The 22,324-nt window shown below is 61.0% G+C and carries 24 protein-coding genes; 15 read left to right on the forward strand and 9 right to left on the reverse strand.

The window, feature by feature from the left end:
* Window positions 1–56 precede the first annotated feature (56 nt).
* Complete coding sequence (trpA, locus tag LIY36_RS03200) at window positions 57–866, reverse strand: tryptophan synthase subunit alpha (RefSeq protein ID WP_226454780.1); 810 nt, start codon at window positions 864–866, stop codon at window positions 57–59.
* A complete protein-coding gene (gene trpB / locus LIY36_RS03205) occupies window positions 866–2,092 on the reverse strand; it encodes a tryptophan synthase subunit beta (RefSeq protein WP_226454781.1) in 1,227 nt (408 codons plus the stop codon). Before trpB ends, trpA begins: the two co-directional genes overlap by 1 nt.
* 110 nt (window positions 2,093–2,202) lie before the next feature.
* On the opposite strand from trpB, the gene LIY36_RS03210 reads away from it, so the two are divergent.
* A complete protein-coding gene (locus tag LIY36_RS03210; RefSeq protein ID WP_192298165.1) occupies window positions 2,203–3,099 on the forward strand; it encodes a LysR family transcriptional regulator in 897 nt (298 codons plus the stop codon).
* On the opposite strand, the gene LIY36_RS03215 is transcribed toward LIY36_RS03210, so the two are convergent.
* Window positions 3,096–3,422 carry a DUF883 family protein gene (locus LIY36_RS03215; RefSeq protein ID WP_003170746.1) on the reverse strand — a complete coding sequence of 109 codons (327 nt, stop codon included), beginning with the start codon at window positions 3,420–3,422 and terminating at the stop codon, window positions 3,096–3,098. The two genes, LIY36_RS03210 and LIY36_RS03215, sit on opposite strands and share 4 nt — an antisense overlap.
* 156 nt (window positions 3,423–3,578) lie before the next feature.
* Between LIY36_RS03215 and LIY36_RS03220 the strand changes: the two genes are divergently transcribed.
* Together LIY36_RS03220 and LIY36_RS03225 are read left to right on the forward strand one after the other, a co-directional pair.
* A complete protein-coding gene (locus tag LIY36_RS03220) occupies window positions 3,579–3,794 on the forward strand; it encodes a dodecin (protein WP_003220389.1) in 216 nt (71 codons plus the stop codon).
* 115 nt (window positions 3,795–3,909) lie between these two features.
* Window positions 3,910–4,134: a DUF1161 domain-containing protein gene (locus LIY36_RS03225; RefSeq protein ID WP_192298166.1), complete on the forward strand. Its 225-nt coding sequence runs from the start codon at window positions 3,910–3,912 to the stop codon at window positions 4,132–4,134.
* Window positions 4,135–4,192: 58 nt separating this feature from the next.
* Here LIY36_RS03225 and LIY36_RS03230 read toward each other — a convergent pair whose 3' ends face one another.
* Window positions 4,193–5,194 carry an LLM class flavin-dependent oxidoreductase gene (locus LIY36_RS03230; protein ID WP_192298167.1) on the reverse strand — a complete coding sequence of 334 codons (1,002 nt, stop codon included), beginning with the start codon at window positions 5,192–5,194 and terminating at the stop codon, window positions 4,193–4,195.
* Window positions 5,195–5,413: 219 nt separating this feature from the next.
* Between LIY36_RS03230 and LIY36_RS03235 the strand changes: the two genes are divergently transcribed.
* Together LIY36_RS03235 and LIY36_RS03240 are read left to right on the forward strand one after the other, a co-directional pair.
* Complete coding sequence (locus LIY36_RS03235) at window positions 5,414–5,845, forward strand: OsmC family protein (RefSeq protein ID WP_192298168.1); 432 nt, start codon at window positions 5,414–5,416, stop codon at window positions 5,843–5,845.
* A 209-nt stretch (window positions 5,846–6,054) separates the two neighbouring features.
* The gene (locus LIY36_RS03240; RefSeq protein ID WP_192298169.1) at window positions 6,055–6,294 is read left to right on the forward strand and encodes a DUF1161 domain-containing protein; all 240 of its coding nucleotides are present in this window, start codon (window positions 6,055–6,057) and stop codon (window positions 6,292–6,294) included.
* Here the strand turns inward: LIY36_RS03240 and LIY36_RS03245 are convergent, their stop codons facing one another.
* Window positions 6,295–6,717 carry a PA0061/PA0062 family lipoprotein gene (locus LIY36_RS03245; protein ID WP_192298170.1) on the reverse strand — a complete coding sequence of 141 codons (423 nt, stop codon included), beginning with the start codon at window positions 6,715–6,717 and terminating at the stop codon, window positions 6,295–6,297. It lies immediately after the preceding gene.
* A gap of 135 nt (window positions 6,718–6,852) precedes the next feature.
* On the opposite strand from LIY36_RS03245, the gene LIY36_RS03250 reads away from it, so the two are divergent.
* A complete protein-coding gene (locus tag LIY36_RS03250) occupies window positions 6,853–7,896 on the forward strand; it encodes an aminopeptidase (RefSeq protein ID WP_226454782.1) in 1,044 nt (347 codons plus the stop codon).
* 85 nt (window positions 7,897–7,981) lie between these two features.
* Here the strand turns inward: LIY36_RS03250 and LIY36_RS03255 are convergent, their stop codons facing one another.
* Together LIY36_RS03255 and LIY36_RS03260 are read right to left on the reverse strand one after the other, a co-directional pair.
* On the reverse strand, window positions 7,982–8,641 hold the full coding sequence (locus LIY36_RS03255; protein ID WP_226454783.1) for an HAD family hydrolase: 660 nt from the start codon (window positions 8,639–8,641) through the stop codon (window positions 7,982–7,984).
* Window positions 8,638–9,180 (reverse strand): gamma carbonic anhydrase family protein, encoded by a 543-nt coding sequence (locus LIY36_RS03260; RefSeq protein WP_192298173.1) that lies wholly within the window; start codon window positions 9,178–9,180, stop codon window positions 8,638–8,640. The genes LIY36_RS03255 and LIY36_RS03260 overlap by 4 nt, the downstream gene beginning before the upstream one ends.
* A 76-nt stretch (window positions 9,181–9,256) precedes the next feature.
* On the opposite strand from LIY36_RS03260, the gene prlC reads away from it, so the two are divergent.
* Both prlC and LIY36_RS03270 read left to right on the forward strand, forming a co-directional pair.
* Entirely contained in the window at window positions 9,257–11,332 is a 2,076-nt protein-coding gene (gene prlC / locus LIY36_RS03265; protein ID WP_226454784.1) for an oligopeptidase A, read from the forward strand.
* Window positions 11,329–11,601: a YheV family putative zinc ribbon protein gene (locus LIY36_RS03270; RefSeq protein ID WP_226454785.1), complete on the forward strand. Its 273-nt coding sequence runs from the start codon at window positions 11,329–11,331 to the stop codon at window positions 11,599–11,601. Before prlC ends, LIY36_RS03270 begins: the two co-directional genes overlap by 4 nt.
* A 7-nt stretch (window positions 11,602–11,608) precedes the next feature.
* Here the strand turns inward: LIY36_RS03270 and LIY36_RS03275 are convergent, their stop codons facing one another.
* Complete coding sequence (locus LIY36_RS03275) at window positions 11,609–12,295, reverse strand: phosphatase domain-containing protein (protein WP_226454786.1); 687 nt, start codon at window positions 12,293–12,295, stop codon at window positions 11,609–11,611.
* 255 nt (window positions 12,296–12,550) lie between these two features.
* On the opposite strand from LIY36_RS03275, the gene LIY36_RS03280 reads away from it, so the two are divergent.
* The 6 genes from LIY36_RS03280 (at window position 12,551) to LIY36_RS03305 (ending at window position 20,072) form a co-directional block, all read left to right on the forward strand.
* Complete coding sequence (locus tag LIY36_RS03280) at window positions 12,551–13,303, forward strand: gluconate 2-dehydrogenase subunit 3 family protein (protein WP_226454787.1); 753 nt, start codon at window positions 12,551–12,553, stop codon at window positions 13,301–13,303.
* Window positions 13,304–13,305: 2 nt separating this feature from the next.
* The gene (locus tag LIY36_RS03285) at window positions 13,306–15,090 is read left to right on the forward strand and encodes a GMC family oxidoreductase (RefSeq protein ID WP_226454788.1); all 1,785 of its coding nucleotides are present in this window, start codon (window positions 13,306–13,308) and stop codon (window positions 15,088–15,090) included.
* Between the two features lie 12 nt (window positions 15,091–15,102).
* The gene (locus LIY36_RS03290) at window positions 15,103–16,353 is read left to right on the forward strand and encodes a cytochrome c (protein ID WP_226454789.1); all 1,251 of its coding nucleotides are present in this window, start codon (window positions 15,103–15,105) and stop codon (window positions 16,351–16,353) included.
* An 81-nt stretch (window positions 16,354–16,434) separates the two neighbouring features.
* A complete protein-coding gene (locus LIY36_RS03295) occupies window positions 16,435–17,493 on the forward strand; it encodes a PA0069 family radical SAM protein (protein WP_226454790.1) in 1,059 nt (352 codons plus the stop codon).
* Between the two features lie 226 nt (window positions 17,494–17,719).
* Window positions 17,720–18,451 (forward strand): carbonic anhydrase, encoded by a 732-nt coding sequence (locus LIY36_RS03300; protein ID WP_226454791.1) that lies wholly within the window; start codon window positions 17,720–17,722, stop codon window positions 18,449–18,451.
* 85 nt (window positions 18,452–18,536) lie between these two features.
* On the forward strand, window positions 18,537–20,072 hold the full coding sequence (locus LIY36_RS03305) for a SulP family inorganic anion transporter (protein ID WP_192298182.1): 1,536 nt from the start codon (window positions 18,537–18,539) through the stop codon (window positions 20,070–20,072).
* Window positions 20,073–20,141: 69 nt separating this feature from the next.
* On the opposite strand, the gene LIY36_RS03310 is transcribed toward LIY36_RS03305, so the two are convergent.
* Window positions 20,142–20,789, reverse strand: a complete 648-nt coding sequence (locus LIY36_RS03310) for a hypothetical protein (RefSeq protein ID WP_226454792.1) — start codon at window positions 20,787–20,789, stop codon at window positions 20,142–20,144.
* Window positions 20,790–21,156: 367 nt separating this feature from the next.
* Here LIY36_RS03310 and coxB point away from each other — a divergent pair, with 367 nt between their 5' ends.
* Window positions 21,157–22,284, forward strand: coding sequence for a cytochrome c oxidase subunit II (gene coxB / locus LIY36_RS03315; RefSeq protein ID WP_192298184.1), 1,128 nt, complete (start codon window positions 21,157–21,159; stop codon window positions 22,282–22,284).
* Window positions 22,285–22,324: the final 40 nt, after the last annotated feature.

The raw sequence follows: 22,324 nt of genomic DNA on the forward strand, positions 1-22,324 counted from the left end.
GAGTTTTCAGTTTGATTCCTGTGTATCAGGAACTTTACCTACCACTTACGAGCCGCTTACTTACGCGCGTTACGGACGCCTTCCGACAATGCCGCGCACAGGCCGAGCACGCCGTCGATGGCTTGCTGATCATTTTTCGCAGTGGCGATGTGATCAATCAACGCCGAACCCACCACTACGCCGTCCGCCAAACGGGCGATTGCCGCTGCTTGTTCCGGGGTGCGGATACCGAAACCGATGCTGATCGGCAGGTCGGTATGCCGACGCAGGCGGATCACGGCTTCTTCAACGTGTTCCAGGGTGGCGGCACCGGCACCGGTCACACCGGCTACCGACACGTAGTACACAAAGCCGGAGCTGCCATTGAGTACGGTCGGCAGGCGCACGTCATCGGTGGTCGGCGTGGTCAGGCGGATAAAGTCGATGCCTGCAGCCTGGGCCGGGTCGCACAGCTCGCCGTTATGCTCCGGCGGCATGTCGACCACGATCAGGCCGTCGACGCCCGCCTCTTTCGCATCGGCGATGAACTTCGGCACGCCGTATTTGTGGATCGGGTTGAAGTAGCCCATCAACACCAGCGGGGTGTCGCGGTTGTCCTTGCGGAACTCGCGGACCATTTGCAGGGTTTTCAGCAGGTTCTGCTTGGCTTGCAGTGCGCGGATGTTGGCCAGCTGGATCGCCGGGCCGTCGGCCATCGGGTCGGTGAAGGGCATGCCCAGCTCGATCACGTCGGCGCCAGCGGCAGGCAAGCCTTTGAGGATCGCCAGTGAGGTGTCGTAGCCAGGGTCACCGGCGGTGACGAAGGTCACCAGGGCGGCGCGGTTTTGTTCTTTGAGTTGGGCAAAGCGGGTTTGCAGGCGGCTCATCAGTGTTTCTCCTGCTGCGACTGTTCCATGTGGTGCATCACGGTTTGCATGTCTTTGTCGCCACGGCCGGAAAGGTTAACCACCATCAGGTGATCTTTCGGCAGGGTCGGTGCGCGTTTGAACACTTCGGCCAGGGCGTGGGCGCTTTCCAGCGCAGGAATGATCCCTTCCAGGCGGCAGCATTTGTGGAAGGCGTCGAGGGCTTCATCGTCAGTCACCGAGGTGTACTGGACGCGGCCGATGTCATGCAACCACGCGTGTTCCGGGCCGATGCCCGGGTAGTCGAGGCCGGCGGAGATCGAGTGGGCGTCGATGATCTGGCCGTCGTCGTCCTGCAACAGGAAGGTGCGGTTACCGTGCAATACGCCAGGTACGCCGCCGTTGAGGCTGGCGGCGTGCTTGCCGGTTTCGATGCCGTGGCCGGCCGCTTCAACACCGATGATTTCCACGCTCTTGTCGTCAAGGAATGGGTGGAACAGGCCCATGGCATTGGAGCCACCGCCGATGCACGCCACCAGGCTGTCCGGCAGGCGGCCTTCCTGGGCTTGCAGCTGGTCGCGGGTTTCTTTGCCGATCACGGCCTGGAAGTCGCGCACCATGGCGGGGTACGGGTGGGGGCCGGCCACGGTGCCGATCAGGTAGAAGGTGCTGTCGACATTGGTTACCCAGTCACGCAGAGCTTCGTTCATGGCGTCTTTCAGGGTGCCGGTGCCGGCGACCACCGGGATCACTTCAGCCCCCAGCAGCTTCATGCGGAACACGTTGGCTTGCTGGCGCTCGATGTCGGTGGTGCCCATGTAGATCACGCATTGCAGGCCGAAGCGCGCCGCCACGGTGGCGGTGGCCACGCCGTGCATGCCCGCGCCGGTCTCGGCGATGATGCGTTTCTTGCCCATGCGCCGCGCCAGCAGGATCTGGCCGATGCAGTTGTTGATCTTGTGCGCGCCTGTGTGGTTCAGCTCTTCGCGCTTGAGGTAGATCTTGGCGCCGCCGCAGAATTCGGTCAGGCGTTCGGCGAAATACAGCGGGCTCGGACGGCCGACGTAGTCGCGCTGGAAGTAGGCCAATTCCTCGTTGAACGCCGGATCGATCTTGGCCGCTTCGTATTCGCGGGCCAGGTCGAGGATCAACGGCATCAGGGTTTCAGCGACGTAACGGCCGCCGAACGCGCCAAACAGGCCGTTGGCGTCTGGGCCGTTGCGTAGGTCGGTCTGGGACTGAGTCATAGGACGCTCCAGGAAGGAATGGGTGTAGGAAACAATGACGGCCACTCTACCCCTGACGCAGTGGCCTGAAAACCGATAAGATCGCTGCAACATGTCAGGAAAACTCACATATGAGCCGCGACCTTCCGCCCCTTAACGCCCTGCGTGCGTTTGAAGCCACTGCGCGATTGAACAGCGTCAGCCAGGCAGCCGAGAGATTACATGTGACCCACGGCGCGGTCAGTCGCCAGTTGAAGGTGCTGGAAGAGCACTTGGGCGTGAGCCTGTTCGTCAAGGATGGGCGTGGCCTTAAACTCACAGATGCCGGTGTGCGCCTGCGTGACGCGAGTGCCGAGGCGTTCGAGCACTTGAGGGATGTGTGTGCAGAGTTGACCCAGGCCAGCGCCGACGCGCCGTTCGTGCTCGGTTGTTCAGGCAGTTTGCTGGCGCGCTGGTTGATTCCGCGCCTGGGCCGCCTGAATGCAGACCTGCCGGATTTGCGTCTGCACCTGTCGGCGGGTGACGGTGATCTTGACCCACGGCGTCCGGGACTGGACGCCTTGCTGGTGTTCGCCGAACCACCGTGGCCGGCGGACATGCAAGTGTATGAACTGGCCAGCGAACGCATCGGCCCGGTGCTGAGCCCACGCTTTGCCGGCTACGAGCGGCTGCGGCATGCGCCCGCCTCGGCCTTGTGCGGCGAAGCCTTGCTGCACACGACTTCGCGCCCGCAAGCCTGGCCCAGTTGGGCACAGCAACACGGCATTGAGCCCGGTGCGTTGAAACACGGCCAGGGGTTTGAGCATTTGTATTATTTGCTGGAAGCAGCGGTGGCCGGGTTGGGCGTGGCGATTGCGCCGCAGCCGCTGGTGGCCGAGGACTTGCGCGCGGGTCGCCTGGTGGCGCCGTGGGGTTTCAGCGAAACCCCGGCGCACCTGGCGTTGTGGCTGCCCAAGCGCGCCGCAGACGGGCGCGCCGGGAGACTGGCGCAGTGGCTCAAGGCTGAGCTTGAGCACCCGCCGGTTTAGTCACCGCGTTTGCACAGCAAGTAAGCAGCCAGCAGACCCAATGCACCTACCGCCACACCGGCTGTAGTCCATGGGTGCTCCTGCGCGTAGTCCCGGGTTGCAACACCGGTTTCGCGGATTTTCACTTTGCTTTCTTCGTAGGCATCGCTGATCAGGTGGCGGGAATGCTTGAGGGCATTCTCGGCGTTGCTTTTCAGGGCCTTCAAGGTCTTGCGCGACTCGTCGGACGCGTCGTCCTTGAGGCTTTCCAGAGACTTGAGCAGGCTCGAAATCTCGGCTTCCATGCTTTCCAGCGACGCTTTGCGTAAAGAAGTGTTGGCCATGTGGATTCTCCTGAAGTGATTGAGTGGCGTGTGTAGATACCGACTCCAGCGCTTTCAGAAAGTGCAGTAAATCTGAACTTTCGCGTAGGAACGGTCGCCAGAAGCAGTATGAACATTGACTGCTAGGCTTTATTGACGACCCTCAGGAGAAACACCATGTCTGATCATCACACCTACAAAAAAGTGGAATTGGTGGGCTCGTCCACCTCCAGCATCGAAGACGCCATCAACAATGCGCTGGCCGAGGCCAACAAGAGCATCAAGCACCTGGAGTGGTTCGAGGTGGTCGATACCCGTGGGCATATCAAGGATGGCAAGGCCGCACACTTTCAGGTCACGCTCAAGGTGGGGTTCCGAATCGCCAGTAGTTGATCGCCGCGGTTGAACTTGCCGACTGGCCGATTGCCATAACCTGCGCTACAACCAATGGGTGCCGACGCCACGAGCGTCGGCACGCTCTTTTTGAACAGCGCAAGGAAGGTAACGGATGAAGAAGTTTCTGCTAGCGGTAGGTTTGTTGAGCATTGCGGGTACGGCCCTGGCGGCGGGCAAGCCTTGTGACGAGCTGAAGAGCGAGATTGCAGCGAAACTGGATGCCAAGGGCGTTGCGCACTATTCCCTGGACGTTGTGGAGAAAGGTGCTGCGGGCGACGCCAAAGTGGTTGGCTCGTGTGAAGCCGGCACCAAGGAAATTGTCTACAAACGCGGTTGACCCCGTGTTGCCGGCACCTGTGGCGAGGGAGCAAGCTCCCTCGCCATAAGTGCGTTCTTCAGCCCTTCATCAACTGCGCCAGCAGTTCGTAGGAATGAATCCGGTCGGCGTGTTCGTACAGGTCGCAGGTAAAGATCAACTCGTCTGCACCGGTTTGTTCGATCAGCACTTCCAGTTTGGCGCGGATTTTTGCCGGGCTGCCGACCATCGCCAGGCCAAGGAAGCTGCCGACGGCATCTTTTTCATGGGGTAGCCACAGGCCGTCCATGCTGTTCACGGGTGGGCGCTGCACCAGGCTTTGCCCGCGCATCAGCGCGAGGATGCGCTGGTACACCGAGGTGGCCAGATAGTCGGCTTGCTCATCGGTGTCCGCCGCCACCAGCGGAATGCCGAGCATCACGTACGGTTTATCCAACACGGCTGAAGGCTTGAAGTGATTGCGGTAGACGCGAATCGCCTCGTGCATCAAGCGCGGTGCGAAATGGGAGGCGAAGGCGTAGGGCAAACCGCGCTCACCAGCCAGTTGTGCACTGAACAGGCTGGAACCGAGCAGCCACACCGGCACATTGGTGCCGGTGCCGGGTACGGCGATGATGCGTTGGTCCGGGGTGCGCGGGCCGAGGTACGCCATCAGTTCGGCGACGTCCTCGGGGAACTCGTCGGCGCTGCCGGAGCGTTCACGGCGCAGGGCGCGGGCGGTCATCTGGTCGGAGCCGGGCGCGCGGCCCAGGCCCAGGTCGATACGGCCGGGGTAGAGGCTTTCCAGGGTGCCGAACTGCTCGGCAATCACCAGCGGCGCGTGGTTGGGCAGCATCACGCCGCCAGAGCCGACGCGAATCGTCGAGGTGCCGCCGGCCAGGTAGCCAAGCAACACCGAGGTGGCCGAGCTGGCGATGCCGTCCATATTGTGGTGTTCCGCCACCCAGAAACGGTTGTAGCCGAACTTTTCCACGTGCTGGGCCAGGTCCAGGGAATTGCGCAACGACTGCGCCGGGCTGCCGTTGGCCCGCACGGGCACGAGGTCGAGGGTCGAGAATTTCACGTCGGACAGCGATTTCATAAGCCTGCTTCTCCAAGGGGGCGCGCAGGCTGTGTAGACGAACCAAGACCTGGCGCTTCATGTGCATGTTATATGCAATGAGGGCATATACCCGAGATTCAATAGCACGGCAGGAAATTTCCTACTTAATTGCTAGGTTTCTCCGACAGGATGAACTTTGCCTGTCCGACTATCCTCAGAACCCTTACTGACGCAAAACCATCGTTCGAGGAGACCGCTATGAGTATCGTGAAAAAAGCATCTGCACATTGGGAAGGTGATTTGAAGACGGGCCTGGGTTCCATTTCCACGGAAACCGGGGTACTGCGCGAAGCGCCTTACGGCTTCAAGGCGCGTTTTGAAGGTGGCAAGGGCACCAATCCGGAAGAGCTGATCGGCGCGGCCCACGCCGGATGTTTCTCCATGGCGTTCTCCATGATTCTCGGCGATGCCGGGCTCAAGGCTGACAGCATCGACACCCAGGCTGAAGTGACCCTCGATCAAGTCGATGGCGGCTTTGCGATCACGGCGGTGCATCTGATCCTCAAGGCCAAGATCCCGGGCGCGAGCCAGGCGCAGTTCGAAGAACTGAGCAAAAAGGCCAAGGAAGGCTGCCCGGTGTCCAAGGTACTGAATGCGAAAATCAGCCTGGATGCGACGCTGGTTAGCTGATACCGCGGGTCAAAAAATGTGGGAGCGGGCTTGCTCGCGAACGCGCAGTGTCAGCCACTGAATGTGTTTCTGATACCGCGCCTTCGCGAGCAGGCCCGTTTCCATATTGGTTTTGCGTTAAATCAGAACCTGCGTGGGCAAACTATGGTCCTATAGCCATTGCAGCCTAGGCGCACACCCGTGCGCAATGCATTCAGGGAGCTTCACACATGAAACGTTTTGCTTTGGCGATCATCTGCGGTGTGTTGGCCACTTCGGCCGTGGCCGCCCCCAAAGATTGTGAAGAGCTCAGGAAAGAGATCGAGATCAAGATCCAGGCGAACGCCGTGCCGTCCTACACCTTGGAGATCGTGACCAAGGAAGAAGCCGACAAGCACGATGTAGCCATGGTCGTCGGCAGCTGTGAGAACGGCACCAAGGCCATCATTTACCAGAAGAACAACGACTGATCAGAGGCAGTTGACGCTGCGCTCCTCGGCCAGCAGCTTGCGCGCGGCGTTGTACAGCCGGATGTTCGGGGTGTACGCCAGCGAGCGCCCTTCCAGCACATAGCGCTGGCCTGCCTGGAAGTGGTCGTACTGCAACGTTATGAAGCAGGTGCGCTCGGCAGTCTGCCCCAACCCGCCGAAACCGCCGCCAGTCGGCACCTCGAAATCAAAACGCACCATCAGCTCGTGGCGCCCGGGCGGCACTTGGAAGAAGCGCCCATCGTTGAGGTTTTTGCCGTCCAGGCGCTGCGCCATGAGCAGTTTGGCGCCCGGTGTCGGGGTGGTGAAATCGACCCAGGCCTGTTGCGGATCGACTGCCGGTAACGGCGTCGAGGTGCAGGCGCTGAGCAGCAGGACGGCGACGGGAAGCAAGAGCTGACGCATGGCGGGCACTCAATGAAAGAAATGAATTGAGCCTGACGCTGCAGGCTCCCCATGAGTATAAACACCGCAGGCCATGGAAAAATTCCGTGCCGGCGCGATAGTCTTGCGAGCAAATCACCCAGGAGCGGTTGGGGCATGGTCAGGCGTTTTCTTCCGGGGTTGATGGTGCTGCTGCTCAGCGGCTGCTCAAGTGTCAGCTATTACGGCCAGTTGGCTAGCGGCCAGTGGCAATTGCTGCGCGCTCGAGAGCCGGTTTCCACGGTCATTGCCGACCCCTCTCGCCCCCAACTGCTGCGTGAACACCTGGCGCAAGCGCAAAAGGCGCGGACCTTTGCCAGCGAACAACTGCATTTGCCTGACAACCAGAGCTACAGGTTGTACGCCGACATTGGCCGGCCCTATGTGGTGTGGAATGTCTTCGCCACGACAGAATTTTCCCTGTCGCCTGAAACCCACTGCTTTCCCATCGCCGGTTGCGTCGCCTATCGCGGCTACTACAACCAGGGCGCTGCACGGGGTGAAGCGGCGTTGTTGCGCCAGCGAGGCATGGACGTGTCGATTGGCGGCGTCGAGGCCTACTCGACCCTGGGCTGGTTCAACGACCCGATCCTGAATTCGATGATGAACTGGGGTGACGAGCGTCTGGCCACGCTGATCTTTCATGAGCTGGCGCACCAACGTTTCTATGTGAAGGACGACACCGAATTCAACGAGTCATTTGCCAACTTCGTCGAGCAGGAAGGCACGCGCCAGTGGCGTGCCGCACGGGGGCTGGCGCCGCTCGGCGATGGGGCGTTGCAGCAACGTGACCAGTTTATCCGGCTGATTCTCGATACTCGCCAGCGTCTGGAAAAGCTCTACGCCCAACCGCTGTCGAAGGAGGCGATGCGGGCGGCCAAAGCGCTTGAGTTTGAGCGCTTGCGCAGCGATTACCGGCAGATGCGTGACACCCAGTGGGCGGGCGACAAGCGTTATGACGCCTGGATCAACCAGCCGATGAACAATGCGCGGCTGTTGCCATTCGGGCTGTATGACCAGTGGGTGCCGGCGTTTGCGGCGTTGTTTCGGCAAGAAGGTGGGGATTGGCTGAGGTTTTATGCGGCGGTGGAGCGGATGGGGGCGTTGCCGGTGGAGCAGCGCAAGGTGGCGTTGAGGCAGTTGGAGATGGAGGGGCTTTAGGGCCTCATCGCGGGCAAGCCCGCTCCCACATTTTGATGTGTGAATACAGTCGGATGTGGGCGCTGGTTTGCCTGCGATAGCGGTTTCAAGGCTGCTGCAAAAACGCCTGATGCATCTCGGCCAACGTCTCGAAGTGCCAAGTCGGCGCCTCGGCATGCAACTCTTCAAAGCTGCCAAATCCATAGCCTACCGCCGCCGAATCCAGCCCGTTGCTACGCGCACCGATCAGGTCGTGCTTGCGGTCACCAATCATCAGGGTGGTCGCCGGGTCCAGGCCTTCTTCGCGCATCAAATGGGCGATCAGCTCGACTTTGTTCGTGCGCGTACCGTCCAGCTCGCTGCCGTAGATCACTTTGAAGTGCTTGGCAAAGTCGAAATGCCGGGCGATCTCGCGGGCGAATTCCCACGGCTTGGAGGTAGCCACGTACAACTGGCGGCCCTGGCTGTTCAATTCTTCCAGCAACGGCATCACGCCGTCGAACACGCGGTTTTCATACAGGCCGGTGACCTTGAAGCGCTCGCGATAGAAGTTCACCGCTTCCCACGCCTTGGCTTCGTCGAAACCGTAAAACTGCATGAAGGCTTGCAGCAATGGCGGGCCGATAAAGTGTTCGAGCCTGGTCAGGTCCGGCTCGTCGATACCGAGCTTGGCGAGGGCGTACTGGATCGAACGGGTAATGCCCTCACGCGGGTCGGTGAGGGTGCCATCCAGGTCGAACAGCACGGTTGGGTAATGCAGGGTCATTGATCGAATCCTTCAGCCAGGTGCAGGTCTTTGAGCTTCACGTAGTTCGCCGCACTGTAGGTGAAAAACGCGCGTTCCTTGTCAGTCAGTGGGCGGATTTGTTTAACCGGGCTGCCCACATACAAAAAGCCGCTTTGCAGTTTTTTGCCTGGCGGCACCAGGCTGCCGGCGCCGATGATCACGTCATCTTCCACCACGGCACCGTCCATCACGATGCTGCCCATGCCGATCAGGACCCGGCTGCCCACCGTGCAGCCATGCAGCATGACCTTGTGGGCGATGGTCACGTCATCGCCGATCAGCAGCGGGAAACCGTCCGGGTTGAAAGGCCCGGCGTGGGTGATGTGCAACACGCAGCCGTCCTGCACGCTGGTGCGCGCACCGATGCGGATGCGGTGCATGTCGCCACGGATCACGGTCAGTGGCCATACGGAGCTGTCGGTGCCGATTTCGACATCGCCGATCACCACCGCCGAAATATCGACAAAAGCCCCGGCGCCCAGGGCTGGCGTGTGGTTCTGATAGGTGCGAAGGGTCACGATAGCTTCTCTCTCTTCTGCTGATAGCTGCGGTGGGCGTTGATTGTAATTAAGATGGCCCCATCTTTGTTCTTACATGTCTTCAGCCAAGGTACCCACCGTGAGCGCGAACAACCCTCTTCTGCAGCCCTACGACCTGCCGCCGTTCTCGGCGATCCGTGCCGAGCACGTACAGCCGGCCATCGAACAGATCCTCGCCGACAACCGTGTCGCCATCGAAGGCATCCTGCAAAGCCAGGGGAAAAATCCTACGTGGGCCGGGCTGGTCTTGGCCATGGACGAACTGAATGACCGCCTGGGCGCCGCCTGGAGCCCGGTCAGCCACCTCAACGCCGTGTGCAACAGCGCTGAACTGCGCGAAGCCTACGAAGGCTGCCTGCCGGCGTTGAGCGCCTACTCCACCGAGATGGGCCAGAACCGCGAGCTGTTCCAGGCTTTCGAAGCCCTGGCCAACAGCCCGGAAGCGGCCGGTTTCGACGTGGCGCAAAAAACTATCCTGGAACACTCCCTGCGCGACTTCCGCCTGTCGGGTATCGATTTGCCGCCGGAGCAGCAAAAACGCTACGCCGAAGTGCAGAGCAAGCTTTCCGAGTTGGGCAGCAAGTTTTCCAACCAACTGCTGGACGCGACCCAGGCCTGGACCAAACACGTTACCGATGAAGCCACCCTCGCCGGCCTGACCGACTCGGCCAAGGCGCAGATGGCTGGCGCTGCCCAGGCCAAAGGCCGCGATGGCTGGCTGATCACCCTGGAATTTCCGAGCTACTACGCGGTAATGACCTACGCCCAGGACCGCGCCCTGCGTGAAGAGGTCTACGCGGCCTACTGCACCCGTGCGTCAGACCAAGGCCCGAATGCCGGTCAGAATGACAACGGCCCGGTGATGGAAGAAATCCTCGACCTGCGTCAGGAGCTTGCTCAACTCTTGGGCTACGCCTCGTTCTCCGAACTGAGCCTGGCCACCAAGATGGCCGAGTCCAGCGACCAGGTGCTGAGCTTCCTGCGTGACCTGGCCAAGCGCAGCAAGCCGTTTGCCGCCCAGGACCTGCAACAGCTCAAGGCCTATGCTGCCGAGCAAGGCTGTGCCGACCTGCAAAGCTGGGACAGTGGTTTCTACGGCGAAAAACTCCGTGAGCAGCGTTACAGCGTGTCCCAGGAAGCGCTGCGTGCCTACTTCCCGATCGACAAGGTGCTCGGCGGCCTGTTCGCCATCGTGCAACGCCTGTACGGCATCGAGATCGCCGAACTGAAGGGCTTCGACACCTGGCACCCGGATGTGCGCCTGTTTGAAATCAAGGAAAACGGCCAGCACGTTGGCCGCTTCTTCTTTGACCTGTACGCCCGCGCCAACAAGCGTGGCGGTGCCTGGATGGACGGCGCGCGCGACCGTCGCCGCAAGATCGACGGCGTGCTGCAAAGCCCGGTGGCCAACCTGGTGTGCAACTTCACCCCGGCCGACAGTGGCAAGCCTGCCCTGCTGACTCACGATGAAGTGACTACGCTGTTCCACGAATTCGGCCACGGCCTGCATCACCTGTTGACCCGCGTCGAGCACGCTGGCGTGTCCGGCATCAACGGCGTGGCCTGGGATGCGGTGGAGTTGCCAAGCCAGTTCATGGAGAACTGGTGCTGGGAGCCGGAAGGCCTGGCGCTGATCTCCGGTCACTATGAGAGCGGTGAGCCGCTGCCCCAGGACCTGCTGGAAAAAATGCTCGCGGCGAAAAACTTCCAGTCCGGCCTGATGATGGTGCGCCAGTTGGAGTTCTCGCTGTTTGACTTCGAGCTGCACGCCACCCACGGCGACGGCCGCAGTGTGGCCCAGGTGCTCGAAGGCGTGCGCGATGAGGTGTCGGTGATGCGTCCGCCAGCCTACAACCGTTTTCCGAACAGCTTTGCGCACATTTTCGCCGGTGGTTATGCGGCTGGGTACTACAGCTACAAGTGGGCCGAAGTGCTCTCCGCCGATGCCTTCTCCAAGTTCGAAGAAGACGGCGTGCTGAATGCCGAAACCGGCCGCGCATTCCGTGAGGCGATCCTGGCACGCGGTGGCTCCCAGGCGCCGATGGTGCTGTTCGTCGACTTCCGCGGACGTGCACCGTCGATTGACGCACTCTTGCGCCACAGCGGCCTGAGTGAGGGCGCGGCAGCATGAGTCAAGGACCTGTGGTGACCAAAAAGCAATTTATCGCCGGCGCGGTCTGCCCGGCGTGCAGCGAGCCGGACAAGTTGAAGATGTGGACTGAAGACAGCGTGCCGCACCGTGAGTGTGTGGCCTGCGGTTATACCGACACGCTCAATGATCAGGGTCTGTCGGTACCCAAGGAATTGGGCACGCGGGTGAATACCTCGGCGCTGAAGGCGCCGGACCCGAAGGTGCAGGCGGTACAGTTTTTTCCTAACCCGAAACTGAAAAAAGACTGACGCCCATTCAGGGTTTTATCGCCAATCCCGTATCGTTCGTTGGTTCAACACGGCCGGTTCCAGCCGTGTTGAGCCAGCTCTTCATCGAGCACAGTGCAAATGCACTGGTGCTGCAATCGCCATTCGCCAGTGCTGTACGCAACTTGTCGATATCGGCCTTCATCATGTAGCGAACGCCGTCCTTGAAGCCATTGCTGGTGCCAAAGCCGCCCAGGGTCATCTCGTTCAGCGCCTCTTCCTTGCTCCATCCTTGCACCACCACGCGATACATCGCTGCCATCAGGCCGGTACGGTCGGAGCCGTGTTTGCAGTGCATCAGTACCGGGCCGTTGGCCTCGGCTTCCTTGATTGCTCTGAGTGCTGCCAGCACGTCGGAATCATCCACATGATTGGTGCGATAACTCAGTTGGACCTGACGGATGCCCGCAGCCTTCAGCCAGTTGCCATCCGACTCGGGCAGGAAGTTGATCACGGTACCGATCTTGAGCTTTTGCAGGAGTGGCACGGCGCTGCTGTCCGGCAGAGCGCTGCGATACAGCGTCGGCGTCATCTGGTGCAGGTTGTATTGGCTGCCCACGGGCTGTGCCCACTCGGCTGAGCGGATGGAAGGGCTGTCATCGGCTTGGGCATAAACCGTGGCGAACAGTGCAGTAAGTGCCAGGCCGAGCGCTGGCAGCCAGCGATTCTTGAACATGGGCAACGTCACCGAATGGGCTGTGGGTAGATAGCGCGCAGATTGGTCTGCGGGGGGTCAATGGGGCGTGAGGCGCCCGTCAAAAAAGCGTGAATCCTCAGTCTTTAGTCGCTGAAACGATTCTGTTGATGGTTAGGCTGCTATCATTTGTAACTATTGATTGCCGCTGCGTTCTATCCAACACGCTGCCCGCACACCACAAGCCGCTCCCAAGAAGCGGCTGTCGAACCCGTGACCACATGATGAGGTGCACCCATGTCTGATCAAGATCAAGACAACCCCCGGCGTGACTTTTTGCGCAAATCCTTGACCTTGATCCCGGTGGTCACGGTTGCCAGTACCGGCCTTGGCGGCTCGATGTTGATGGCTACGCCCGAGCCGGCACAGGCCAGCCCGGCTAAGGCGCCGGTCAACGAAAAGGCCTACGAGCCAAGTTACTTCACTGCAGAAGAGTGGGCGTTTATCAACGCCGCCGTCGCGCAGTTGATTCCTACCGATGCCCAGGGCCCAGGCGCCTTGGAAGCCGGTGTGCCGGAATACATCGACCGTCAGATGAACACGCCTTACGCCAGTGGTGCGTTGTGGTTCATGCAGGGTCCGTTCAATGCCGACGCGCCGCCTGAGATGGGCTGGCAGAGCAAACTGGTGCCCAAGGACATCTATCGTCTGGGCATCGCCGCGACGGATGCATGGTCGAAAGCGTTCAACGGCAAAGTGTTTGCTGCGCAAGACAGCGCTACCCGAGACGATATGCTGCGTCGCCTGGAGGCTGGGGGCAGTGAGGTGACCGCGCATTTCGACGCGGTGCCGCCGAAGATTTTCTTCAACCTGCTGCTGCAAAACACCAAGGAAGGCTTCTTCTGCGACCCGATCCACGGTGGCAACAAAGGCATGGTCGGCTGGACCATGATCGGCTTCCCCGGCGCTCGCGCCGACTTCATGGACTGGGTTGAACGCAACGAGCAATACCCCTTCCCGGCAGTTTCCATCCGCGGCGAGAGGGCATAAACGTGGCGACCATCATGAAGAAAGTAGACGCTGTGATCGTAGGCTTCGGCTGGACCGGCGCGATCATGGCCAAGGAGCTGACTGAAGCGGGCCTCAACGTGGTAGCGCTGGAGCGCGGCCCGATGCAGGACACGTACCCGGATGGCAACTATCCGCAGGTCATCGACGAACTGACCTACAGCGTGCGTAAAAAACTCTTCCAGGACATCTCCAAAGAGACGGTGACCATTCGCCATAGCGTGAATGATGTGGCCCTGCCCAACCGCCAACTGGGTGCGTTCCTGCCGGGCAATGGCGTCGGCGGTGCGGGCCTGCACTGGTCGGGCGTGCATTTTCGGGTCGACCCGATCGAGCTGCGCATGCGCAGCCATTACGAAGAGCGTTACGGCAAAAACTTCATCCCCAAGGACATGACCATCCAGGACTTTGGCGTCAGCTATGAAGAGCTGGAGCCGTTTTTCGACTACGCGGAAAAAGTCTTCGGCACCTCCGGCCAGGCCTGGACCGTCAAAGGCCAGTTGGTCGGTGAAGGCCGTGGCGGCAACCCGTATGCGCCGGATCGCTCCAACCCATTCCCGTTGGAGGCGCAGAAAAACACCGTCTCCGCACAGCTGTTTCAGAAAGCGGCTAGCGATGTGGGTTACAAACCCTACAACCTGCCATCGGCCAACACCTCTGGGCCCTACACCAACCCCTACGGTGCGCAGATGGGCCCATGCAACTTCTGCGGGTTTTGCAGCGGCTACGTTTGCTACATGTACTCCAAGGCTTCGCCGAACGTGAACATCCTGCCGGCGCTGCGCCAGGTGCCGAACTTCGAGCTGCGGCCCAATTCCCACGTGCTCAAGGTCAATCTCGACAGCACCAAGAGCAAGGCCACCGGCGTGACGTATGTCGACGCCCAGGGCCGGGAAATCGAGCAGCCAGCGGACCTGGTGATCCTCGGCGCGTTCCAGTTCCACAACGTGCGGTTGATGCTGCTGTCGGGTATCGGAAAACCCTACGACCCGATTACCAATGAGGGTGTGGTGGGCCGGAACTTTGCCTACCAGAACATGGCCACTATCAAGGCGTTCTTCGACAAGGACACCCACACCAACAACTTCATCGGTGCGGGCGGCAATGGCGTGGCGATGGATGATTTCAACGCCGACAACTTCGACCATGGTCCCCATGGCTTCGTTGGCGGCTCGCCGATGTGGGTCAACCAGGCTGGCAGTCGGCCGATTGCCGGTGCGTCCAACCCGCCGGGCACCCCGGCCTGGGGCAGTGCGTGGAAGCGTGCCACCGCCGATTACTACACCCACCAGGTGTCGATGGATGCCCACGGTGCCCATCAATCCTACCGGGGCAACTACCTGGATCTAGACCCGGTTTACCGCGATGCCTACGGCCTGCCGTTGCTGCGGATGACGTTCGACTGGCAGGAAAACGACATCAAGATGAATCGCTTCATGGTCGAGAAAATGGGCAAGGTTGCCGAGGCGATGAACCCCAAGGCGATTGCCGTGCTGGGCAAAAAGGTCGGCGAGCATTTCAACACCGCGTCGTACCAGACCACCCACCTCAACGGTGGCGCGATCATGGGCACCGACCCGAAGACCAGTGCGTTGAACCGCTACCTGCAATGCTGGGATGTACACAACGTGTTTGTCCCGGGCGCTTCCGCTTTCCCACAGGGCTTGGGTTACAACCCTACCGGCCTGGTGGCGGCGTTGACCTACTGGTCGGCCCGCGCGATCCGCGAGCAGTACCTGAAAAACCCCGGCCCACTGGTTCAGGCATAAGGAGCGATGACCATGAAAGCACTTGTTATCGCGACGTTTGCACTGTTCGGCAGTTGCTCGGTGAGCGCCGCTGAAACCGACCTGGTCAAGCAGGGTGAATACCTGGCCCGCGCCGGTGACTGCGTGGCTTGCCACACCGCCAAGGGCGGCAAGCCGTTCGCTGGTGGCCTGCCGATGGAAACGCCGATTGGCGTGATCTATTCCACCAACATCACCCCGGACAAGACCGGCCTGGGCGACTACAGCTTCGAGGATTTCGACAAGGCCGTGCGCCATGGCGTCGCCAAGAGCGGTAGTACGCTTTACCCGGCGATGCCCTACCCGTCTTACGCGCGCGTCAGCGACAGCGATATGCAGGCGCTGTATGCGTACTTCATGAAAGGGGTGGAGCCGGTCGCTCAAGAGAACAAGGCGAGTGATATTCCCTGGCCGCTGAGCATGCGCTGGCCGCTGGCCGCGTGGCGTTGGATGTTCGCGCCTGAGGTTGCCGAGCCGCAGCCAACTGCGCAGGCCGACCCGGTGATCAGCCGTGGCGCCTATCTGGTGGAAGGCCTCGGCCACTGCGGCGCATGCCATACGCCACGGGCCCTGACCATGCAGGAAAAAGCCCTGAGTGCCACTGATGGCAGTGCATTCCTGTCCGGCAGTGCGCCGCTGGAAGGCTGGATCGCGAAGAACCTGCGTGGCGATCACAAGGACGGCCTCGGCGGTTGGAGCGAGGAGCAACTGGTGCAATTCCTCAAGACCGGCCGCAGTGACCGTAGCGCGGTGTTTGGTGGCATGAGTGATGTTGTCGTCCACAGCATGCAGTACATGTCGGAAAACGACCTGACCGCCATCGCCCGTTACCTCAAGAGCCTGCCGGCGGTGGACCCCAAGGATCAGCCGCATCAGTACGACAAGCAGGTCGCCGACGCTTTGTGGAAAGGCGATGACAGCCGGCGCGGCGCGGCGGTGTACATCGACAACTGCGCGGCCTGTCACCGCACCGACGGCCATGGCTACACGCGGGTGTTCCCGGCGCTGGCGGGCAACCCGGTGCTGCAGACGGCGGACGCCACCTCGTTGATCAACATTGTGTTGAACGGCGGCACCTTGCCCGCTACGCACACGGCGCCCTCCACCTTCACCATGCCTGCGTTCGCCTGGCGTCTGTCGGACCAGGAAGTGGCGGATGTAGTCAGTTTCATCCGTGACAGCTGGGGCAATAAAGGCGAGCCGGTGAAAGTGGGCGACGTGGCGGACTTGCGCCAGAAGCACTGATCCTTCCCTGGCCGCCAAACGGCACTGGTCAGAACCCGCGCGCCTCGATACTGTATATAAAAACAGTATCGAGGCGTTTTCATGTCTACTGCGCTGCCACCCCGTGGCCGAGGTACGGCCACCAACCTGCATAACCGCTTTGCGCCGACCGTCAGCGTGGCCGAGGACGACGGCTGGTATCAGGAAGTGCCGCCGAGCCAGGGCACCGAGGTGCGGATCGAGACGGCCAAGACCATCATCACCCGCAACAACTCGCCGGACCTGCCGTTCGACCGTTCGATCAACCCTTATCGCGGTTGCGAACACGGCTGCATTTACTGCTATGCGCGGCCCAGCCATGCGTATTGGGACATGTCACCGGGGCTGGATTTCGAGACCAGGCTGATCGCCAAGAGCAATGCCGCAGACGTGCTGGAACAGCAACTGTCGAAACCGGGCTATGTCTGCGCGCCGATCAACCTGGGCTCCAACACCGACCCGTACCAACCCATCGAGCGCGAATACCGGATCACCCGGCAAACCCTTGAAGTGCTGCTGCGCTACCGGCACCCGGTGACAATTATCACCAAGGGCTCGCTGATCCTGCGCGACCTCGACCTGTTGACCGAATTGGCCAGGCAGCGCCTGGTGGCCGTGATGATCAGCCTCACCAGCCTGGACGACGAGCTCAAGCGCATCCTGGAGCCGCGTACGGCGGCGCCCAAGGCGCGATTGCGGGCGATCCGCGTGATGCGCGAGGCAGGCATCCCGGTGGGCGTGCTGTGCTCGCCGATGATCCCGATGATCAACGACAGCGAACTGGAGAGCCTGCTTACCGAAGCCCACGCTGCCGGGGCACAAAGCGCAGCGTACATGATGCTGCGCCTGCCGCTGGAGGTGGCGCCGCTGTTCGAGGAGTGGCTGGCGGCCCATTACCCGCAGCGCGCCGCCCATGTGATGAGCCTGGTGCGCCAGGTACGCGGTGGCGAGGTTTACGACAGCCGCTTCGGTGTACGCATGCGTGGCGAGGGGCCGTTTGCCGAATTGCTGGCCCAGCGCTTCAGCAAGGCCATCAAACGCCTGGGGCTCAACCGTCGGGAAGGATTCAACCTGGATTGCACGGCGTTCTGCCCGACGGGCAGGCAGATGGCGTTGTTGTAGAATGCTGGGAAAGGTGTACTTTTTCTGTAGGAATAGTCTCACTTTGACATCACTGAAACCCGCGATCTAGAGCGGTTCATTCAGTTTGAGTTAAGTTTCGGCGGCTACCTTGTTCAGCGAGTGACTGATGAGTCGGCAGTCTGATTTGTGGCATTTGCAACAAATTGCATTGGCCTGGCGTCGAACTGGCTTGAACACTCCCCTGCATTAACCAAGAGGATGAATCATGAGTGATAAGGATAAACAGCCGTTGGCTGCGTCGGCTTCAGCCCCTGAGGTGGCGGAATCCGCCGATGCAGCGCTAAAGCATATCGTTGACGGCTTTTTGCATTTCCATCACGACGTCTTCCCCCAGCAGGAAGAACTCTTCAAGAAACTCGCCACGGCCCAGAGCCCGCGGGCGATGTTCATTACCTGCGCCGATTCGCGCATCGTCCCCGAGCTGATTACCCAGAGCTCACCGGGCGACCTGTTCGTGACCCGTAACGTCGGCAACGTGGTGCCGCCCTACGGCCAGATGAATGGGGGTGTTTCCACTGCCATCGAGTACGCCGTACTCGCCCTGGGCGTCCAGCACATCATTGTCTGCGGGCACTCCGATTGCGGTGCGATGCGTGCGGTGCTCAACCCCGACAGCCTGGAAAAAATGCCGACGGTGAAGGCCTGGTTGCGGCATGCCGAGGTCGCCAAGACCATGGTCCATGACAACTGCGACTGCGCCAACGAAGGCGAGAGCATGAAGGTGCTGACCGAAGAAAACGTCATCGCCCAGCTACAACATTTGCGCACCCACCCCTCCGTGGCTTCGCGCATGGCCAATGGTCATTTGTTTATCCATGGTTGGATCTACAACATCGAGACCAGCGAAATCCGCGCCTACGATGCCGATCAGGCCACGTTCAGACCGTTGAACGGCGAAGGGCCGATTCCTTGCGCGACGCCTAAAGCGCGCTTCTAAAACACTTCCCTGCCGGGTGATGCGGTGGCTGCCATGGATGCAGCCAGGCATTACCGCGCCCGGCGAATGCCTCGGGAGAGTCATCATGCGTGCTGCTCAATTGAAAGCTGTATTGCCACGGGAGCTGCTCGCCTCGGTGGTTGTGTTTCTGGTCGCCCTGCCCCTGTGCATGGGCATCGCGATTGCTTCCGGGATGCCGCCGGCCAAGGGGTTGATCACCGGGATTATCGGTGGCCTGGTGGTCGGTTGGCTGGCGGGCTCGCCGCTGCAGGTCAGCGGTCCGGCGGCGGGTCTGGCGGTGTTGGTGTTCGAGTTGGTGCGCCAACACGGAATGATGATGCTGGGGCCGATCCTGCTGCTGGCGGGCTTCCTGCAACTGGTGGCTGGGCGTTTGCGCCTGGGCTGCTGGTTCCGCGTGACGGCACCGGCGGTGGTGTACGGCATGTTGGCGGGGATTGGCGTGCTGATTGTGCTGTCGCAGATCCATGTGATGCTCGACGGCGCGCCCAAACCCTCCGGGCTGGATAACCTGGCAGGTTTCCCGGCTGCGGTGGCGCAAGCGATTCCGAGCCTGGGCTGGCAAGCCGGCTTGCTTGGCTTGTCGACGATGCTGGTGATGTACCTGTGGGACAAATTCCGCCCGCAATCCCTGCGGTTTGTGCCCGGCGCGCTGTTGGGTGTGGGGCTGACCACGCTTGTCAGCCTGTTGCTGGTGTTGCAGGTCAAGCGGGTGGAGGTCCCGGAAAACCTCGCCGATGCCATCGATTGGCTGCGCCCCAGCGACCTGCTGAACCTGGCTGATCCGCAGCTGTTGATCGCCGCCTTTGCCGTGGCGTTTATCGCCAGTGCCGAAACCCTGCTCTCCGCAGCGGCGGTGGACCGCATGCACAGCGGCCAGCGCTCGGATTTCGACAAGGAGTTGTCGGCTCAAGGTGTCGGCAACATGCTGTGTGGTCTGGTTGGCGCCCTGCCGATGACTGGTGTGATCGTGCGCAGTTCGGCCAACGTGCAGGCCGGCGCCACCACGCGCTTGTCGGCCATGTTCCATGGCCTGTGGCTGCTGGCCTTCGTGTTGTTGCTGTCGAGTGTGCTGCAAAGCATCCCGGTGGCGAGCCTGGCGGGCGTGCTGGTGTACACCGGGATCAAGCTGGTGGACATCAAGGCGTTCAAGGCCCTGGGGCGTTACGGGCGGATGCCGATGTTCACCTATGCGGCGACTGCGCTGGCGATCATCTTTACCGACCTGCTGACCGGTGTACTGGTGGGGTTCGGGCTGACGCTGGTCAAGCTGGCGCTCAAGGCCTCGCGTCTGAAAGTGAGCCTGATCGACTTGCCGCAGGACGGTGAGATGGAGCTGCGTTTGAGTGGCGCGGCGACGTTCCTGAAAGTGCCGGCGCTGACCCAGGTGCTGTCGGCGGTGCCGGCGGGGACGACCGTACATGTGCCGCTGAACAACCTGAGTTACATCGACCATTCCTGCCTGGAGTTGCTGGAGGAGTGGGGGCGGGCCAATGCGGCGAAGGGGTCGAAGCTGGTGATCGAGGCGCGTGGATTGAAGCGGCGGTTGGAGGGGCGGGTCAGAACGACGACGGGGATAGGCTCCGCACCCGCAACAGGCTGACGAAACCGAATCAAAAATGTGGGAGCGGGCAAGCCCGCTCCCATATTGGATCGTTTGCGTAGCAGGAAATCAGGCCGGCTGGTCCAGCGTCAACTCAACCCCCAACTGCCGCGACAGGCACGGCCAGCGTTTCCACGCAGCTTCCGTGTCCGGGCTCTTAAGGGTTTCGCGGTAAGCCTCCACCGACTCCAGCGCAAAGCTTTCTTCGTTGAGCATCTCATCCACCGCCAAATGCACGGCCTCATCCAGGCTGTTGGCAAATTCTTCGCCAATCAGCTGGTGCGCAATCACGTTGGCCACCGTGGTATCGGCCGGGATCAGCGGCTGGCCGAAATGCTTGATATACAGATCGTTGACTTCTTCCACCAGGCGGTGCGCCAGGTAGGCCTCATCCAGCAGGCCGTCGAGCCCCTCGTGCCCGGCCAGGATCGCCGGCGGTTGCAGGAAGAACTGTTCGGCGATCTTCAGCACCGGCTTGATCTGGCTTTCGATACCGGCCTCGCGGGCCACGTCATTGGCGGCTTCGAGCAGGTCCGGGACGAGTTCGATGTAGGCTGTGACGAAGCGCGTCATGACAATGTTGCGATCACCGTCGGCCAGGGCAATGGCCGAGTGCAGACGTGGCAATTGGCTTGCCAGTTGCTGGGCCAACTGGCCCGTGCTGGCTTCGTGTTGATGGGCACGGGAAATCTGCTCGCGCAATGCGGCGGTGTTCATGAGGGCTCCAGTGAAACAGGTGTAGGAAAAGGGAGATGACAAGGTAGCTCGTTTATACGAGCACCTCAGACGCATTTGTCATAATTATTTCACGGTTATGCACCTGCGTTATATCGAAACGCCATTGTTCGTCGGATAAACGATTCTGCTCCCGGTTTTATTGGCTCCGCCTGTCCGTTTTTGCTGATTTGCCCCTACACATTGCGGGGTTGCAGACCCTGTCTATACTCGGATTTGTACGCAATTAGCTGATGACGCCAGACTGCATAAGCAGGTGAGGCTAAGCGGTTGTAAGCAGTATGGAAGCCGCTCCCTTCGACGCAGGTGCAAACCGGCGGGATAACAAGAACGATAAGGGGAACCCGCAATGACGCGACATCCACATGTTTGGATGGGCCTTCTGTTGTGGTCGGTATTCGGTCAGGCGCACGCCGCCTGGACAACGAATATGGCGCCAGGGGCGACTGAAGTCAGCCACGCTGTGTTTGACCTGCACATGACCATTTTCTGGATCTGTGTGGTGATCGGCATCATCGTGTTTGGCGCGATGTTCTGGTCGATGATCCTGCACCGGCGCTCTACAGGCCAGGTGGCGGCCAAGTTCCACGAGAGCACGACCGTGGAAATCCTCTGGACCGTGGTGCCCTTGCTGATCCTGATCGCGATGGCCATCCCGGCGACCAAAACCCTGATCAATATCTACGACAGCACCGAGTCGGACATCGATATTCAGGTCACCGGCTACCAGTGGAAGTGGCATTACAAATACCTGGGCCAGGATGTGGAGTTCTTCAGCAACCTGGCCACTCCCGCCGAGCAGATCCACAACAAGGCGACCAAGGGCGAGCATTACCTGCTGGAAGTCGACCAGCCGCTGGTGCTGCCGGTGGGGGCGAAAGTTCGCTTCCTGGTGACCGCCGCCGACGTGATCCACTCCTGGTGGGTGCCGGCCTTCGCGGTCAAGCGCGACGCCATCCCCGGGTTCGTCAACGAGGCCTGGACCCGCATCGAGAAGCCCGGCATCTACCGTGGCCAGTGCGCCGAACTGTGCGGCAAGGACCACGGCTTCATGCCCATCGTGGTCGAGGTCAAATCCAGGGCCGACTACGACACTTGGCTCGGCGAGCGCAAGGAAGAGGCTGCCAAACTCAAGGAGCTGACCTCCAAAGAGTGGACCCTGCAAGAGCTGGTGGCCCGTGGCGACAAGGTCTACCACACCACCTGCGTGGCCTGTCACCAGGCCGAAGGCCAGGGCCTGCCGCCGATGTTCCCGGCGCTCAAGGGCTCGCCAATTGCCGTCGGGCCCAAGGAAGACCACCTGCATCGCGTTTATTTCGGCAAGCCCGGCACCGCCATGGCGGCGTTTGGCAAGCAGCTCTCGGAAGTGGACATCGCCGCCGTGGTCACCTACGAACGCAACGCCTGGGGCAACAACAAAGGCGACATGGTGACGCCCAAGGATGTGCTGGCTCTGAAACAGGCGGAAAGCAAATGACTTCCTTCATTGCATCTGCCCTGAACCACCCCGCCCACTC

Source organism: Pseudomonas sp. AF03-9 (genome assembly GCF_020515815.1).
GTDB lineage: Bacteria > Pseudomonadota > Gammaproteobacteria > Pseudomonadales > Pseudomonadaceae > Aquipseudomonas.

Excerpts from the sequence above, each read along its gene's own strand:
- LIY36_RS03280 (WP_226454787.1), top strand. The coding sequence starts at position 12,551 with ATGTCTGATCAAGATCAAGACAACCCCCGGCGTGACTTTTTGCGCAAA.
- trpB (WP_226454781.1), bottom strand. The coding sequence starts at position 2,092 with ATGACTCAGTCCCAGACCGACCTACGCAACGGCCCAGACGCCAACGGC.
- LIY36_RS03230 (WP_192298167.1), bottom strand. The coding sequence starts at position 5,194 with ATGAAATCGCTGTCCGACGTGAAATTCTCGACCCTCGACCTCGTGCCC.
- LIY36_RS03215 (WP_003170746.1), bottom strand. The coding sequence starts at position 3,422 with ATGGCCAACACTTCTTTACGCAAAGCGTCGCTGGAAAGCATGGAAGCC.
- LIY36_RS03295 (WP_226454790.1), top strand. The coding sequence starts at position 16,435 with ATGTCTACTGCGCTGCCACCCCGTGGCCGAGGTACGGCCACCAACCTG.
- LIY36_RS03290 (WP_226454789.1), top strand. The coding sequence starts at position 15,103 with ATGAAAGCACTTGTTATCGCGACGTTTGCACTGTTCGGCAGTTGCTCG.
- LIY36_RS03225 (WP_192298166.1), top strand. The coding sequence starts at position 3,910 with ATGAAGAAGTTTCTGCTAGCGGTAGGTTTGTTGAGCATTGCGGGTACG.
- LIY36_RS03305 (WP_192298182.1), top strand. The coding sequence starts at position 18,537 with ATGCGTGCTGCTCAATTGAAAGCTGTATTGCCACGGGAGCTGCTCGCC.
- LIY36_RS03220 (WP_003220389.1), top strand. The coding sequence starts at position 3,579 with ATGTCTGATCATCACACCTACAAAAAAGTGGAATTGGTGGGCTCGTCC.
- LIY36_RS03250 (WP_226454782.1), top strand. The coding sequence starts at position 6,853 with ATGGTCAGGCGTTTTCTTCCGGGGTTGATGGTGCTGCTGCTCAGCGGC.
- LIY36_RS03275 (WP_226454786.1), bottom strand. The coding sequence starts at position 12,295 with ATGTTCAAGAATCGCTGGCTGCCAGCGCTCGGCCTGGCACTTACTGCA.
- LIY36_RS03300 (WP_226454791.1), top strand. The coding sequence starts at position 17,720 with ATGAGTGATAAGGATAAACAGCCGTTGGCTGCGTCGGCTTCAGCCCCT.
- prlC (WP_226454784.1), top strand. The coding sequence starts at position 9,257 with ATGTCTTCAGCCAAGGTACCCACCGTGAGCGCGAACAACCCTCTTCTG.
- LIY36_RS03255 (WP_226454783.1), bottom strand. The coding sequence starts at position 8,641 with ATGACCCTGCATTACCCAACCGTGCTGTTCGACCTGGATGGCACCCTC.
- LIY36_RS03270 (WP_226454785.1), top strand. The coding sequence starts at position 11,329 with ATGAGTCAAGGACCTGTGGTGACCAAAAAGCAATTTATCGCCGGCGCG.
- LIY36_RS03235 (WP_192298168.1), top strand. The coding sequence starts at position 5,414 with ATGAGTATCGTGAAAAAAGCATCTGCACATTGGGAAGGTGATTTGAAG.
- LIY36_RS03240 (WP_192298169.1), top strand. The coding sequence starts at position 6,055 with ATGAAACGTTTTGCTTTGGCGATCATCTGCGGTGTGTTGGCCACTTCG.
- coxB (WP_192298184.1), top strand. The coding sequence starts at position 21,157 with ATGACGCGACATCCACATGTTTGGATGGGCCTTCTGTTGTGGTCGGTA.
- trpA (WP_226454780.1), bottom strand. The coding sequence starts at position 866 with ATGAGCCGCCTGCAAACCCGCTTTGCCCAACTCAAAGAACAAAACCGC.
- LIY36_RS03245 (WP_192298170.1), bottom strand. The coding sequence starts at position 6,717 with ATGCGTCAGCTCTTGCTTCCCGTCGCCGTCCTGCTGCTCAGCGCCTGC.
- LIY36_RS03210 (WP_192298165.1), top strand. The coding sequence starts at position 2,203 with ATGAGCCGCGACCTTCCGCCCCTTAACGCCCTGCGTGCGTTTGAAGCC.
- LIY36_RS03310 (WP_226454792.1), bottom strand. The coding sequence starts at position 20,789 with ATGAACACCGCCGCATTGCGCGAGCAGATTTCCCGTGCCCATCAACAC.